The organism is Peribacillus sp. NPDC096448 (assembly GCF_044762675.1).
GTDB classification, from domain to species: Bacteria; Bacillota; Bacilli; order Bacillales; family DSM-1321; genus Peribacillus; species Peribacillus frigoritolerans_B.
Genome location: NZ_JBIWEU010000005.1, coordinates 129,515 through 144,995 on the forward strand (window position 1 = coordinate 129,515; position 15,481 = coordinate 144,995).

17 protein-coding genes are annotated in these 15,481 nt (G+C 41.7%); 8 read left to right on the plus strand and 9 right to left on the minus strand.

Features of this window, described 5'->3' with window-relative positions; all coding sequences use genetic code 11:
• The first annotated feature begins 97 nt into the window (after positions 1–97).
• On the plus strand, positions 98–235 hold the full coding sequence (locus tag ACIQ0C_RS10840; protein ID WP_402838791.1) for a hypothetical protein: 138 nt from the start codon (positions 98–100) through the stop codon (positions 233–235).
• 49 nt (positions 236–284) lie between these two features.
• Here ACIQ0C_RS10840 and ACIQ0C_RS10845 read toward each other — a convergent pair whose 3' ends face one another.
• Entirely contained in the window at positions 285–1,853 is a 1,569-nt protein-coding gene (locus ACIQ0C_RS10845) for a fumarate hydratase (RefSeq protein WP_402838790.1), read from the minus strand.
• A gap of 292 nt (positions 1,854–2,145) precedes the next feature.
• On the minus strand, positions 2,146–2,331 hold the full coding sequence (locus tag ACIQ0C_RS10850; protein WP_034305661.1) for an SE1561 family protein: 186 nt from the start codon (positions 2,329–2,331) through the stop codon (positions 2,146–2,148).
• 156 nt (positions 2,332–2,487) lie between these two features.
• On the opposite strand from ACIQ0C_RS10850, the gene yfkAB reads away from it, so the two are divergent.
• The gene (gene yfkAB, locus ACIQ0C_RS10855) at positions 2,488–3,609 is read left to right on the plus strand and encodes a radical SAM/CxCxxxxC motif protein YfkAB (RefSeq protein ID WP_403059993.1); all 1,122 of its coding nucleotides are present in this window, start codon (positions 2,488–2,490) and stop codon (positions 3,607–3,609) included.
• 33 nt (positions 3,610–3,642) lie between these two features.
• Here yfkAB and ACIQ0C_RS10860 read toward each other — a convergent pair whose 3' ends face one another.
• Complete coding sequence (locus ACIQ0C_RS10860) at positions 3,643–4,455, minus strand: YfkD famly protein (RefSeq protein ID WP_402838788.1); 813 nt, start codon at positions 4,453–4,455, stop codon at positions 3,643–3,645.
• A gap of 460 nt (positions 4,456–4,915) precedes the next feature.
• On the minus strand, positions 4,916–5,974 hold the full coding sequence (cax, locus tag ACIQ0C_RS10865) for a calcium/proton exchanger (protein WP_402838930.1): 1,059 nt from the start codon (positions 5,972–5,974) through the stop codon (positions 4,916–4,918).
• A 189-nt stretch (positions 5,975–6,163) separates the two neighbouring features.
• Between cax and ACIQ0C_RS10870 the strand changes: the two genes are divergently transcribed.
• Positions 6,164–7,330 carry an MFS transporter gene (locus tag ACIQ0C_RS10870; protein WP_402838786.1) on the plus strand — a complete coding sequence of 389 codons (1,167 nt, stop codon included), beginning with the start codon at positions 6,164–6,166 and terminating at the stop codon, positions 7,328–7,330.
• Between the two features lie 323 nt (positions 7,331–7,653).
• Complete coding sequence (locus tag ACIQ0C_RS10875) at positions 7,654–9,573, plus strand: heavy metal translocating P-type ATPase (protein WP_403059688.1); 1,920 nt, start codon at positions 7,654–7,656, stop codon at positions 9,571–9,573.
• Positions 9,574–9,802: 229 nt separating this feature from the next.
• Here ACIQ0C_RS10875 and ACIQ0C_RS10880 read toward each other — a convergent pair whose 3' ends face one another.
• Positions 9,803–10,642, minus strand: a complete 840-nt coding sequence (locus ACIQ0C_RS10880) for a YihY/virulence factor BrkB family protein (RefSeq protein ID WP_402838783.1) — start codon at positions 10,640–10,642, stop codon at positions 9,803–9,805.
• Between the two features lie 16 nt (positions 10,643–10,658).
• A complete protein-coding gene (locus ACIQ0C_RS10885; protein WP_402838780.1) occupies positions 10,659–11,051 on the minus strand; it encodes a YtxH domain-containing protein in 393 nt (130 codons plus the stop codon).
• A gap of 232 nt (positions 11,052–11,283) precedes the next feature.
• On the opposite strand from ACIQ0C_RS10885, the gene ACIQ0C_RS10890 reads away from it, so the two are divergent.
• The 4 genes from ACIQ0C_RS10890 to ACIQ0C_RS10905 all read left to right on the plus strand — a co-directional run bounded on the left by ACIQ0C_RS10890 (position 11,284) and on the right by ACIQ0C_RS10905 (position 13,633).
• A complete protein-coding gene (locus tag ACIQ0C_RS10890; RefSeq protein WP_034305672.1) occupies positions 11,284–11,508 on the plus strand; it encodes a DUF1128 domain-containing protein in 225 nt (74 codons plus the stop codon).
• Between the two features lie 98 nt (positions 11,509–11,606).
• Complete coding sequence (locus ACIQ0C_RS10895) at positions 11,607–12,872, plus strand: molybdopterin molybdotransferase MoeA (RefSeq protein ID WP_402838778.1); 1,266 nt, start codon at positions 11,607–11,609, stop codon at positions 12,870–12,872.
• Positions 12,860–13,375, plus strand: coding sequence for a molybdopterin-guanine dinucleotide biosynthesis protein B (mobB, locus tag ACIQ0C_RS10900; protein WP_402838777.1), 516 nt, complete (start codon positions 12,860–12,862; stop codon positions 13,373–13,375). Before ACIQ0C_RS10895 ends, mobB begins: the two co-directional genes overlap by 13 nt.
• 15 nt (positions 13,376–13,390) lie before the next feature.
• Entirely contained in the window at positions 13,391–13,633 is a 243-nt protein-coding gene (locus tag ACIQ0C_RS10905; RefSeq protein WP_403059690.1) for a DUF2164 domain-containing protein, read from the plus strand.
• Between the two features lie 41 nt (positions 13,634–13,674).
• On the opposite strand, the gene map is transcribed toward ACIQ0C_RS10905, so the two are convergent.
• The 3 genes from map to ACIQ0C_RS10920 form a co-directional block, all read right to left on the minus strand.
• On the minus strand, positions 13,675–14,421 hold the full coding sequence (gene map, locus ACIQ0C_RS10910) for a type I methionyl aminopeptidase (protein ID WP_403059693.1): 747 nt from the start codon (positions 14,419–14,421) through the stop codon (positions 13,675–13,677).
• Between the two features lie 106 nt (positions 14,422–14,527).
• On the minus strand, positions 14,528–15,043 hold the full coding sequence (locus tag ACIQ0C_RS10915; RefSeq protein ID WP_403059696.1) for a type 1 glutamine amidotransferase domain-containing protein: 516 nt from the start codon (positions 15,041–15,043) through the stop codon (positions 14,528–14,530).
• A gap of 162 nt (positions 15,044–15,205) precedes the next feature.
• A complete protein-coding gene (locus ACIQ0C_RS10920) occupies positions 15,206–15,481 on the minus strand; it encodes a late competence development ComFB family protein (protein WP_403059699.1) in 276 nt (91 codons plus the stop codon).

Below are 15,481 nucleotides of genomic sequence, written 5' to 3' on the forward strand. Positions count from 1 at the left end.
TCTCTTCTAATGTATGTGCGACCGTTCCAAAAGATTGTACTTTTCTGAGGTAATTTTCGCCTTTTTTTTCATATACATTTACCAAGGGGGGAATGAAATGCTGGAATGGGTTATCACTTTAGGATTTGTTGGTTGTCTTGGTTTAAGTGGTGGAGTGTTTGTTCATTTTGTGAAAAGCGGATTGAATCTAGAGGATTCGTCAAGGATCGATCCACTGCCGGAAGTCGAAGAGTAAGATATGCAAAAGACGCTCAACCTTTTGGTGAGCGTCTTTTACCATACATTTATTTAAATACTGGTTCTTTGAATTGTGCCAATTTTTCCAATGAAGATTGCTGAACATCTTTATGCAGGCTGTTTCCATGTGAATCCATGGTAACCACTGCAGTGAATCCTTCAACATTCAGATGCCACATTGCTTCTGGAATACCAAATTCAGTGAAGTTCACACCTTCGACGGATTTGATGCAGTCTGCATAATATTGAGCAGCTCCGCCGATTGCATTTAGATAAACGCCGCCGTGTTCACTTAATGCTTCTAGTGTTTTTGGTCCCATTCCGCCTTTACCGATAACTGCACGGATACCGAATCGTTTCATGATATCGCCTTGGTATGGTTCTTCACGAATACTTGTTGTCGGTCCGGCAGCCTTGACATGCCATTTGCCCTCTTCATCCTTCAGCATTACTGGTCCACAGTGATAGATGATTTGTCCATCCAGGTCGATTGGTGCAGGATTTTCAGATAAGTGCTTGTGGATGGCGTCACGGCCTGTATACATTCTGCCGTTAATATGAACTACGTCACCAACTTTTAATTCACGGATTTGTTCTTCCGTGATTGGTGCTTGCAAGGTGATTTCACGGGAAGCTTCAACGTCCGATTCTGCAGCGGCTGCCACTTCATCCTTCGCCGCTTTTTCTGCTTCCCGGGCAAAGTCGATTTTCTCGCCTTCTTGATATAACCACTCACTGATTTCGCCTGTTACAGGATTGACTTTCACCCCTAAACGGCGGAACGCCCAGCAGTTATAAGCAACGGAAACGAAAAAGCTTGCCGGAATACGGTGCATGACACCGATTTTACATCCAAGCAGTGTAGTTTCGCCGCCAAAGCCCATCGTGCCGATACCCAATTCATTAGCTGTCTTCATGATGTAATCTTCAAGTTTACGAAGATCTTCATTTGGATTCACATCTTCATTACTGCGGAAAAGTTGAGCCTTAGCCAGATCATATCCGGATGAACGGTCCCCTCCGATCCCTACGCCGATGAAGCCTGCACTACAGCCTTGTCCTTGTGCTTGATAGACAGAGTGAAGGACACATTTACGGATTCCATCCAAATCGCGACCCGCTTTTCCCAATCCTTCAAGTTCCATAGGCAGACTGTATTGGATGTTTTTATTTTCACAGCCGCCGCCTTTTAAGATGAGACGAACATCAATATAGTCTTTTTCCCATTGATCGAATTTAATGACAGGAAGACCTTCCCCAAGGTTATCCCCGCTATTTTCACCCGATAAAGAATCAACTGCGTTTGGACGAAGTTTTCCGCCTTTTGTCGCTAAAATGATTGCATTCCGAATTGCTTTTTTTATTTCAAGTTGGTTCACGCCAACTGGAGTTTTTATTTTGAAAGTCGGCAGACCAGTATCCTGACAAATCGGTGATACATTGTCGTCAGCCATTGTAATATTATTCGTGATGGTGGTCAGGCTCAATGCAGAACGAGTACCTGCATTTTCACGTTGTTTTGCACTTTTGACCGCACGACGAACATCCTTTGGAAGATTCGTTGAAGTTTCAACGATAAGACTGTACATACTTTCTTGGAATTTTTGAATATCCAAATTTCTCTTCCCCCTCTTATTTCCCCTAGATTAGATTTAATCATTTCCCTGCTTCTCTATAAATAGTGAATGATTCAACACCCGTTTTATTATACATCTAACATAATCTTTCGAAAACAAGTAATTATTTTTCTTAATGAACAGCAATTGGGAGAGAAATGAGCAAAGCGCCAGAAATAGCCCATGTGTGAAATTTCGTCACCAAACATTTCCATCAAAAAAGGATGACGCATTTTCCCGTCATCCCTTCATGAATATTAACATTGAAAAAATCATACTATCGAAACAGATATTAGTCTTCGCGGGTTTTGAATTGTTCCACTTTGCCTTCCAAATCATCTATCATGCCGATTAAACGGTCTATATCTTCCAACTCCGTATTTTCCGGTTCGATATGATCAAGAACTTCCATGAACATCGTGAGGCGTTCTTTTAAATATGTTAATTGTTCGTTTTTACCTGTAATGGATTTTCCCATGAGGCACTCTCCTTCCGTTCTTCTTTCATCGTAACGAAATCTGCTTGAAAGTGCAATGGCAAGCTATAAATGCAGCTCTCCGCCATTTGACAATTTTTGTCCCCATTGTTCATAATGGGTTAGTGCATTATTACGTAAGGAGTTTTAAATATGTCAATAATCAAGCAAGATCTTTTAACACCAATTACACCCAAGTATGATCCTTGGGAAGCATATATGGACGTTGAACAATATGGAAAACTCAGCCTTACCAATGTGGAGTTCACCACCACCACCCTTTGCAATATGCGTTGTGAGCATTGTGCCGTCGGTTACACACTCCAGCCCAAGGACCCGGATGCACTGCCTCTGGAATTACTGATCCAGCGCCTTGATGAGATCCCTTTGCTTCGCTCGCTCAGCATCACTGGCGGGGAACCGATGCTTTCAAGAAAACAAGTGAAGAATTATGTTTTGCCTCTATTGAAATATGCCCGCAGTCGCGGGGTCCGGACACAAATCAATTCCAATTTGACCCTTGACTTGGAACGGTATGAGGAAATCATTCCCTATTTGGATGTTCTCCACATTTCCCATAACTGGGGAACGATCGATGAATTCATTGATATCGGCTTTGCCATGATGGACCGAAAACCATCCCGGGAACAGCGAAAGAAATTATTTGATAAAATGATCGAAAATTCCCGTGCCCTGACAAAAGCTGGTGTGCTGGTATCTGCAGAAACGATGCTTAATAAACGGACATTGCCTCATCTTGAGCATATTCACAGGCAGATCGTCGATGAAATGGGATGTCAAAGGCATGAAATTCATCCGATGTATCCAAGCGATTTCGCTTCGGCACTTGAAACTTTATCACTGGACAAAATACGTGAAGCGATTCATCATTTACTTGATATCCGTGATGAAAATGTTTGGATGCTTTTCGGTACCCTGCCATTTTATCCATGTAATGACAGTAAAGAGGATATTAACCTGCTTCAACGCCTTTACGGTTCACATAAAGTGACTGTGCGTAATGACCCTGATGGACGTTCCCGGTTGAACATCAATATTTTCACCGGGGAAGTGATCGTGACCGATTTCGGGGATGCGCCTACATTAGGGAATATCAAAGAGCAGCCATTGACCGAATCCTATGAAACATGGATGAATTCGAAACTGGCCAATGAATTGAATTGCCACTGCCCTGCAGTCAAATGCCTAGGCCCGAATGTTCTCGTCAAAAATGCATATTACCCGAAAGAGGACTTCAGGATCAAGAAGTCAACCATATGAAGAAAAACTCGCCAATCCGGCGAGTTTTTCAATTTACCTGGGTTGCTGCGAGACTGTAAAACTGAAGGAAACATGGTCCTGAACCGGTATCCATGCACCGATGCCTTGGGAAGTGATGTTCTTTATCGTAATGGTTCTTTTATTTCCTTTTAGGTTCAAATACACTTCCCCATATGTGACCTTGCCTTTTTCATTTACGGCGGAAGCATAGCTGGATAAGTAACCAATCCTATTTGAAGCAACATTGTATACTTCATCTTTTTTCGTACCAGCTCCGATGATCGTTTCAAAAGCCAATGGCAAATTCGTTTTCTCAGTGGCTTTTAACAGCATCATTTTTTGAACATCCTCTGTCTTAGGGATTTTCGCTGTCAGACCGCCACTCACTGCCTTCTGACTTTCCTGGACATAACGGATCTTGTATGGAACTTCACCGCCGCGATTATCATAGTAATTCGTATTGATTTTTTGGTATTCCCAGTTTGGTGCCGTTTCCAAAGACTCATAATTCAATGCCCAATGGCCAAGGTAAATGGTCGCCCTGTAACCAAAAGCAAGCGGCGCCTTTGCAACTGCCGATTCATTCAACATATGGATGAGTTCTGGATTTTCAATCTTGATATCCGACGAATCGATCAATTGTTTCGCAAACGTACTTGGCTGAAGCATCGGAAGATCCTGGGTCGGGTTCGGGTACGTATTCTCCTTTGCAATATTCAATACGGAAGGAGGGATATTCACCTTTTTCGGACTTGCTTTGTCTACTGGTATATCTGCTGCAAAACTTACATTCGCCTGTATGAAGGCAATTAGGGCAATCATCGTAATAAGAATTGTTCTTCTCATGCTGTCGCACTCCTTTTGAGGGGTTCAATCATTTTGTTTATAGATTTTGTTTTTAGCCAACATTCTATACATTTCATTCCGATTTCAACTTTGTAATGAATTTGTAAAGTTCTGAATATTTACTTTTCTTTTGGAATCGGTTATAATTAATTTACATTATAAAAAGGAGGCGAAATCGTTCATACCTATTAAACCTTAGGAGGTATGCTTATCGAACAATCCATGAAACCCTTTTAAAGGATGACAGAAAACGAATTCGCCAATACTTAAATCTGATGTAAAAGGATGGTGTGACACTCTAGAATATTTTCTCAACTTTTACAAAGCATGATGAAAATTTTTGGAATAACTTATGAATGGTAATTTACTAATATAGAAATGACTCTGCTAAATCTAACCTGAGCAGAGTCATTTTTATTTTATAAAAAGAAAGACCTTCCGTATCGGAAGGCCTGCATTCTTATAATAAGTAAAATCCAATTCCCATAATGAAGTAAGCGGCCAATAAGGTAAGGCCTTCAAACCAGTTCGTTTCCCCGTCATTAGAAATCATGATCATCAGAAAGACTGCTGTAACCATTGAGATCAGTTCTGGCATTGTGAAGACAAGCGGCATATGCGTTGGATACATTAACGAAATAAGTACGAGTACAGGAGCTACGAACATCGCAACTTGAAGCGTGGAACCGACGGCTATCTCCACTGCGACATCCATTTTGTTTTTATAGGCCATTATGACTGCGGACGCATGCTCTGCCGCGTTACCCACGATTGCAACGATAATGACACCGATGAATAACTCAGACCATCCGAAGGTTTCCCCCACTTCACTGAACGTATGGACAAGTTTTTCCGATACGTACGCAACGGCCAATGTAGCGGCAGCAAGTATTATAATTGCCTTTTTCCTGCTCCACTCCGGTACTTCCTCTTCATGTTCCGCGGGTTTCTCCGTATGCTGATATACCCCGCGGTGAGTAACCAATTTAAAGAATAATGCAGCAAGGTATAATAAGATCAATATAATGGAAATTCCTACACTTAACGACATCGTGCTTGATTCACTCATGTCTTGTGTGAATACTTCCGGTATGACGAAGGCCACAATAACTGCAAAAATCAATAGACCGGCATTATGCCTCGCATCGAATACATTAAACTTCTGCCGTTTGTATTTAGTCCCTCCGACAAAGAATGAAAGTCCTGCCACCAACAATAAGTTTCCTAAAACGGAACCAGTTAAAGACGCCAACACGACCCCAACAAGCCCCGCCTTTAATGAAAAGATGGATATGATCAATTCCACTGCATTACCAAAGGTTGCATTCAAAAGACCGCCAATCCTTGGTCCCATGACGATTGCTAAGCTTTCAGTCGCCCGGCCCATGAAGCCTGCTAGCGCGACGATGGTTAAGCAATATACGATGAACATGATCACACTCGGCCAGTGCAATAATGACCCGATGACTGATATGGGGACGCCTAACAGGACAAGCCCAAAAAATATTTTATTCACGATACTTCTCCTCACAATCCTATAGTTCTTTTTATGTAACAAAAACTATCATACAAAATCTTTGTGCGATGACAAAGGAAAATTTTATCATCTTCTCCTTTCTTGTCAATATTTACCCAAATTTCTATTGCTTAATCCTCTTCCTAAGATGTAACATCAAGAAGGTATACATTTCTTAGGAGACTTGATTTCATGAATAATAAATTGCTTTTTAGCGTTTTAATCTTAATTGTCGGCATATCGGGGTTTTCACAGGGAATGCTTCTGCCGGTCATTGCCATCATTTTTGAAAATGACGGAATTAGCTCATCCCTGAACGGGTTTCATGCAGCCTCGCTTTATATCGGAATTCTGTTGATTTCTCCTTTTATGGAAGCCCCGCTCCGTAAATACGGCTATAAGCCATTGATATTATTTGGCGGGATAACGGTCATTCTATCGCTTGCATTATTTCCTGTTTGGAAATCATTCTGGTTTTGGTTCGTCCTGCGTTTCTTCATTGGAATCGGCGATCATACACTTCACTTCGCTACCCAGACATGGATCACTGCCATTTCACCAAAAATGAAGCGCGGAAGGAATCTTGCCATTTATGGACTTTTCTTCAGTCTTGGCTTCATGGTGGGCCCGCTGATGACGAAGCTTCTCGAGATTAATCAGTCTTTGCCTTTCATTATCACATCCATGCTTAGCCTTCTGGCTTGGTCCGCTGTTTTCCTTATTAGAAATGAACTTCCTGAACAGGATGATTCCGAAAGCACATCATTCGTGGGCACACTCAAAAGGTTTACGAAAGTGAGCCGCATAGCTTGGGTCGCTTTTTTACTTCCGTTCACATTTGGCGTGCTCGAAGCATCATTGAATAGCAATTTTCCTGTATTCGCCCTGCGCTCCGGAATCGATTTAACCGCCGTTTCCATCATCATTCCGGCATTTTCCGCAGGGACTCTGCTCACCCAGATTCCCTTGGGGATGATCAGTGACCGTTTTGGCCGGCGAAAGACCTTGCTGACAATCCTTTTTTCAGGGTTTGCCATATTCACGCTTGCAGGGATTTATTCCTATTCAGTGATTGGTCTATTCATCTGCTTTATGTTTGGCGGAATGATGGTTGGTTCGACCTTTTCGCTGGGGATCAGTTATATGGCAGATCTTTTGCCTCGAAACCTATTACCTGCAGGAAATTTATTATGCAGTATTTTCTTTAGTCTCGGCAGCATTGGCGGTCCATTTTTTGGCGGCCTGGTCATTGAACATATACAAGGCGGGAATTTTTTCTACATGATCAGCATCATGCTTTTCCTTGTCTTCATTTCATTGGCCTTGTTTAAGGAGAAAATGCCTGCTTCAGTTATGTAATATAGTTTATTATCTGGACTACTTCTTTTATTATTCAATTTGAACGGTATTTATCAAGAGTGCCTGTATTCGATACTTTATATTTTTTCCTAGATTAGAATCATTCTTCTTTATTTCTGAATAGGATATGTGGTAATATAATATTAACAAAAGGGACATCACCTTAATAAACCTTTGAAAACATTGCTGTCATCGCAATTACGGTGGCAGCTTTCATATTTTATCCAGAGAAATGACGTTGATTATCTTTCTCAATTATATATAAAGTAAATGATAATCTATATCATTTACACAAAATAGAGAAGAATGTGGGAGGGAATCTTATGACTACAGATACTAAACATTTAACCCAACCGGCTACATGCAAAACCACTTGGTTGGAAAAAGCAAAACCTCATTTAGAACTTATTGCCGCATTATTCAGCGGTTTATTAATAGTTTTGGGCTGGGCCCTTTCAAAGAACGGAATGGAGTCCGCTTCCATAGTCATATACTTAGCCTCTTTCTTGATTGGCGGATATGCCAAGGCAAAAGAAGGCATAGAAGATACGATTGCCGACCGGGAATTGAATGTTGAGATGCTGATGATTTTTGCGGCCATCGGTTCTGCGGTCATCGGATACTGGACGGAAGGTGCCATATTGATTTTCATCTTCGCTTTAAGCGGCGCCCTTGAGACTTACACGATGAATAAAAGCCATAAAGAAATTTCGGCACTTATGGACTTACAGCCTGAAGAAGCACTGCGCATCACTAACGGATATGAGGAAACCGTGTCCGTTTCCCAGCTTCATATCGGGGATCTGATTTTAGTAAAACCAGGAGAGAGAGTTCCTTCAGATGGAAAAATCACGGATGGACGTACCAATATCGATGAAGCGGCCATTACTGGCGAATCCATACCAGTCAGTAAATCATTGGATGATGAAGTTTTTGCTGGAACGGTTAATCTCCGTGGTACGATTACCGTGGAAATCACCAAACCAGCAAGTGAAACATTATTTCAAAAAATAATCACTCTCGTTCAATCCGCACAAAGTGAAAAGTCCCCTTCCCAGCTGTTCATTGAACGGTTTGAAGGGACTTATGTAAAAGTGGTATTGACGGTTGTCGGTTTGATGATGTTCGTACCCCATTTCCTATTGGAGTGGAGCTGGACCGAGACATTCTACAGAGCGATGATCCTGCTCGTTGTCGCTTCGCCTTGCGCCCTTGTGGCCTCTATTATGCCAGCTACACTTTCTGCCATTTCAAATGGTGCTCGTCATGGCATTTTATTTAAAGGCGGCATCCATCTTGAGAATCTAGGTAACCTGCAGGCAATTGCTTTAGATAAAACCGGTACATTGACAAAAGGAAAACCAGAGGTAACAGATGTCATTATCCGTAATGATTTAAACGAAGAAGATTTCTTATTTCATATTGCATCTGTTGAAAATTATTCGAACCATCCTTTGGCAACATCAATCGTACGTTATGCCAAAACGAAATTGCAAAGAGACATCATTAAACCGGATAATATGGAAGATATCTCAGGTAATGGTGTTCAAGCATACATCAATGGCGTGCTTTGGCAAGTCGGAAAAGCTGATTTCGTCGGTCGCAGTGAAGCAGAACGATTCCAAAATGGCATTGCGCTGACATTAGCTGAACAAGGTAAGACAATCGTGTATGCAAAAGATAATCAAGGAATTGCCGGTATACTCACTTTGAAAGATGTCGTGCGTGAAGAAACCGTTACAGCCATCGAAGCTTTGAGAAATGAGGGCATCCATACGGTCATGCTGACAGGCGATGGTGAAAAAACGGCTAAAGCGATTGCCTCGGAGAGCCATATTGATGCATATATTGCCGAATGCCTGCCAGAAACGAAAGTGACTGAAGTGAAAAAGCTGAAAGAACATTTTGGCACTGTAGCAATGGTTGGGGATGGCATCAATGATGCACCTGCACTAGCAACAGCTTCTGTTGGAATTGCAATGGGTGAAGGAACGGATGTTGCCTTGGAGACAGCAGATGTCGTTCTGATGAAGAATGACCTGCCGCGCATCGCGGAAGCAGTCAAATTATCCAAGAAAATGAATCGGATCATCAAACAAAACGTCATCTTTTCAATTTCGGTCATCATGATCCTGATAGCATCCAATTTCCTTCAATTCCTTGACCTACCATATGGAGTCATTGGCCATGAAGGAAGCACAATCCTCGTTATACTGAACAGCTTAAGACTATTGAGAAACTAAACATGAAAAAGGAGCCATACAAGGCTCCCTTTTTTTATGTTCATTTAGTGATATCCGTTCTTACCGTTTGCAGAACCTGATGTTTTATGGTTCGAACCTTTATTTTTCCCTTTTTGCTTTGTGCTGCCATCCTTTTTACTCATGAAAGAACTCCTCCTCTTTAAAAGTTGTCATTTCTTGAATAGTATCCGCAGCATGATAGTCCGCTATTACGGAAACTCCAGGAAGTTCATTCACATTCTGGCTTTTTCTTTTCACTTATGAGCGCATTTATTTCCCCGCCCAGTATGATGATGAGCCCCGATAAATAAAACCAGACCATTAACACGATTATCCCTCCAAGACTTCCATATGTTGCGGAATAATTAGCGAAGTTCTCCACATAAAATGAAAACAAAAAAGAAGCGAGACTCCATCCTGCCGTTGCAAAGATTGCACCAGGCAGTACGGTTATGCACTTCAGCTTAATGTTGGGCGCAATCCAATAAAGGATGGTAAACACAATTAAAAATACAAGCGTACTGATCACCCAGCGAATTTGGTTCCAAATCGTAAGAAACTCATCGGATTGTCCAATTTCGGCAAATAGGAACACTCCGATTTGTTTTCCGAATACCGGCAGCAATAAAACGACAATAAAAACAAAAATCATCGCTAAAGTTAGAAGAATCGACATTCCCCGGGAAATAAAGAAAGTTCGACTTTCTTTTACACCATATGCATGGTTAAATGCTTTAATGATTGCATTCATCCCATTCGATGCCGACCATATCGTTCCGATGACACCAAACGACAATAAAGTCCCATTCGCTTCCATCACTTCCGATAGGTTAGCCTCAATGATGTTCATCGAATCGTCAGGTGCATATGTACGGACGGTATTTAATATATCTTCTTGTGAAAATGGCAGATAGGCCAATAAAGTGAATAAAAAAATAAGTAATGGAAACAGGGAAAGTAGGAAGAAATAAGACAGCTGTGCGGCAAGCCCAGACACATCATCGACCTGTAACCGTTTTACCAAAGTCTTGAAGAATGAGCCTTTCAGCCATTCTTTTTTATTGGCCATACCTCCACCCCATTTTCTAATTTAAGGAAATTTGATCGTGATTTCTAGAAGATGGCTCTTCTTCCTCTGCAGCAAAAACTTCCTTCGTCTCCATCACCACTTGGGCCACTTGTGATGGAATATCTTTCATTTCCTCAACCTTTTGGGAAATGAAGGATACATCTTCGGAAATTTTTTCAACAGTGGAACGGACCTTGGATGATGTTTCACGTACTTGTGTAAGCACCCCATTGGGATTCTTCACGAATTCCTTCATATTACTCATGCAGCTTTTGCTGTTTTCCAATACAGAATAACGCGTTTGCTTGTCAAAAAGGCTTATTGCCGCCCCAGCTAACGCCCCAATAAAGACCGCTTGCATAAATTTACTTTTCTTGGCACACTTATATTCTTCTCGAATGTTGCTCATATATTCTCCTCCTCGTCATATATTAGTTGATGGATAATGGTAGCTATCTCCATTATACAATGTTTAAAAAAGTTTTTTCCTATCTTTTCCCAAACTCTCTAACTTTAAAACGCGAAGATGACCAAGTATATCGGGGGTCATGCTTCGCATCCCACCCGAATATTCATTGACTTCCAGCGGTAATCATGCAAAGATGAAAATAATTTAGGAACGTATGAAAGGATGAAGGAAAATGGATTTAACGCAAAACACAGCCGAAAGTGTCGAGTTTATGATCGAAGCAATCAAGGATAAATTAAAGGTGATGAACTTCGGAGCAATCAAATCAACTCATTTTGATATCGAAATGTACGAAGAGCTGCACGATATTTATACAATGGTGATGAAAAAAACGAATTTCAGTGTCCGTGAAATGGAAGCGATCGCTGAAGAACTTGGAAGACTGCGTAATAAGTAATATTCAAATCCTCCCATACCGGTGAGGATTTTTTTCATTTTAAAAAAAATTCTGCTACATTTGATATAGAAATTTGAAAACGGACAGGAGTTGTAAGCATGGTAGAAAGAAGAACGCCCATCAGCATTGCAGAAGCAGTGGAAAAAGTGATGAAGCATAAATTAATAGGACAAGTGGAACTGATTCCTCTCGAGGACAGCCAAGACCGTTTTTTGGCTCAAGATATTGTAGCTACAAATGATGTTCCGCATTTTAACCGCTCCCCATATGATGGATTCGCCCTCAGGTCCAAGGATACTTCTGAAGGTTCCATAAATAACCCTCTCGAGTTCGAGGTGGTGGAAGAGTTGGCTGCGGGTATGGTGTCGACTATTCCTGTACAAAAAAATCAAGTGGCTAGAATCATGACTGGAGCTCAGATGCCAGCTGAGTGTGATGCCGTAATCATGCTCGAACTTACGAAGGAATTCGAAAAGGACGGAAAGAAGTACATATCATTTAAACGCTCACTTAAGGAAGGCGAAAACGTTTCTTTTCAAGGCGAGGATGCAAAGAAAGGAGATGTTCTTGTAAAAAAAGGAACAGCGATTAATCCAGGGATCATCGGCTTGCTGGCAACATTCGGTTATGCCGAAGTGCCAGTTGCCAAGAAGCCTGTCGTCGGATTATTCGCTACGGGATCGGAACTGCTTGATGTTAATGAACCGTTGCAGCCCGGGAAAATACGCAACAGCAATTCACATGCCATCTCCGCCCAAATTCGGAGGGCCGGGGGAGAAGTCCGTTTTTATGGAAAGCTTAAGGACGAATTCGAATTAAGCTACGATGCCATTTCGACTGCCTTGGAGGAAGTGGATCTGCTCATTACAACAGGAGGAGTTTCTGTCGGTGATTTTGACCTTCTCCCGGATATTTATCAAAAGATTGGCGCTGATGTCTTATTCAACAAAGTGGCCATGCGCCCCGGCAGCGTTACGACCGTAGCGGTATATAATGACAAATTTTTATTCGGTTTATCCGGCAATCCATCCGCCAGTTATGTCGGCTTTGAACTATTTGCAAGACCGATCATCCGCACCATGCTGTTTTCGGAACATCCGCATTTAAGAAAAGAGACGGCCCAATTGGCAGAGGACTTCTTAAAACCCAATCCATTCTCACGGCTGCTTCGTACCCGATTATTTTACGAATCCGGCCAGTTGAAGGTAATTCCAAGCGGTGTGGATAAATCCAATATTACAACAAGTTTGGCAGGTGCCAATTCACTGACCGTCTTACCTGGAGGGACACGTGGTTTCCAAACGGGGGATTTCGTGGACATCCTGCTCCTCGATGACCAGGAAGGATGCAAATGGCCTTGGTGAAGCCCTTTATTTTTCAGGTGGTTGGCTACCAAAATAGAGGAAAAACGACCTTCATAACGAATTTAATCAAAAAGCTTGGCGAAGCCAAATTGGAGACAGCCGTTTTAAAACATCATGGACATGGCGGAAAACCGGATGTTACAGGCACGAAGGATTCCAATAAACACTTTCTTGCTGGGGCGGCCGCTTCACTTGTTGAAGGAGATGGAACAATCGAGCTGCTCGGCAATTTCAAGGGGAGAGCCCCTATCACTGAGCTAATTCAATTACTGTGTCTATTTCTCCCTGATGTGATCTTAATTGAAGGTTATAAGCAAGAGGACTTTCCTAAGATCATTTTAATCAAGGAAGTAAGTGACCTCCTGTTATTGGAACGGCTTACCAATGTCAATGCGGCAGTGGCTTGGCCCGAATGTCTGGAACAAACCAGGAATCATGCTTCAGTACCAGTCTTCCCTTTGGATTCGGATGAATTCATTACATGGTTTTTAGAACAAATATGAAGGAGGAGGCGGACAATGTTCATTCAATTCCCCATGGAAAAACGCCGCAAGATGATCGAAAGTATCCAAGATTATGTGTATCAGGAACATGGGAAGGAAATCGGTGAAATCGCTGCTGAAAATCACTTGCAGTTCATTTTCGAAAATATCGCTCCCTTTATTTACAATGAAGGTATCAAAGATGCTAAAAAAGTCATTGAGGACAGATTAGGAAATATCGAAGAAGATTTGTATTCATTGGAACGTCCAATCGATTAAAATGAAAAACAGCATCATAATCGATGCTGTTTTTTTTAAGTTCATTGTTCGGTTAGAATAAGCGGGCCGTTTTTCGTTATGGCAATCGTATGCTCATATTGAGCCGAGTATTTCCCATCTGCAGTGGCTGCCGTCCATCCATTCGGATCGCGGCTCGCTTTATATGTACCTACGTTTACCATTGGCTCGATGGTGAATACCATTCCTTCCTTAAGACGCGGACCTTTATTCGGCAGTCCATAATGCGGAACTTGCGGCTCTTCATGAATGACATTCCCTATCCCGTGTCCGATGAAATCACGAACGACAGAGAAGCCTTCCGCTTCGACATATGTTTGTATGGCATGACCTATATCTCCAATCCGATTGCCTTCCACACATACTTCAATCGCCTTATATAAAGATTCCTTCGTCACTTTCACTAAATGTTCGGTTTCCTTTGAAACCTTACCGACCGTATACGTCCAAGCAGAGTCAGCAAGGGCCCCATTATAATTGACGACCATATCAATCGTTACGATATCTCCATTTTTCAAAGGGGTCTTACGAGGGAAACCATGACAGATTTCTTCATTTATGCTGGCACATGTCGCATATTCATACCCTTTGTAACCCTTTTGTTCCGGCTTCGCACCATGTTTTTTTAAGAATCCTTCAACAAATTCCTCTATTTCCCATGTTGTCACACCAGGAACAATCAACTTTGCAATCTCCCTATGACAAGCTGCCAAAATTTTACCCGATTCATGCATCGCTTGAATTTCACGTGCAGATTTTAATACGATCAATCGTGACACTTCCTTTTTTATTCGTCTCTCCTTTTATTTTACTGCAAAGATTGAAGTATATGAATCCTTTAAAATGAAAAATCCCGGCAGCTGCCGGGATTTTTCATTATTCCAATAGATTGAGCGATTCCCGGTTAAATGCCGGAAGATCCTCAGGTGTCCTGCTGGTTACAAGCTGGTTGCCGCAAACCACAACCTCTTTGTCCAAATATGTGGCACCTGCATACTCCATATCGACTTTAATGGATGTATAACCTGTTGCGTGGCGTCCTTCAAGTGTTTTGGCCGTAATCAGCAACTGCGGTCCATGACAGATCGCAAATACAGGTTTTTTATCATCCATGAACGATTTTGCGAAAGATACGAAACGTTCGTCAGCACGCAGTTGATCAGGCGAGAACCCACCGGGGATGAATAATGCATCGAAACTTTCTGGTTTCACCGAGTCGATGCTTTCATCAATCTCGACTTCTACCTCCCCTTGTTTCCCTTTAACAGTTTTCCCTTTCACCATTTCAATCGTCGTTACCTTATGGCCGGCTTCTTCGAATGCTTTTGCCGGTTCACTATACTCCGAATCCTCAAACATATTCGTTACTACACATGCGATATTTTTACCCATAATAATTCATCTCCTCAGTTTTTGATTGAATGAACCTATTTGCACTTTATTTATGTTCCCTCTGCCACTATAAATAAAACACATAATTAATAGTTGTCCCTTTTGTTTATGAGTAAATCCCTAAGTTTCCGGCTGTCCACTTTTTCCTTTACCCAATGCAAATCAATGTTTAGGATACAAGCCAACAACGTGTATCGCATTGATGATTCTTTTATTGATCCATTTCCTGTTTTCTTTTGTATTCAAATTTCCAAATATCCTTTTCCGCCCTTCTTCCGTGGTTACATAGTAATTAGGCAGGTTATTCAATGATAATGTGATGATGTCATTTTTACATTTCCTGCACGAACAAAATGTTTGGTATTCCATACCTGACATTAAAACCTGCACCCATGTCACTACGATTTCTTCCATCACATTTGTGTATTCTCTTTCCAT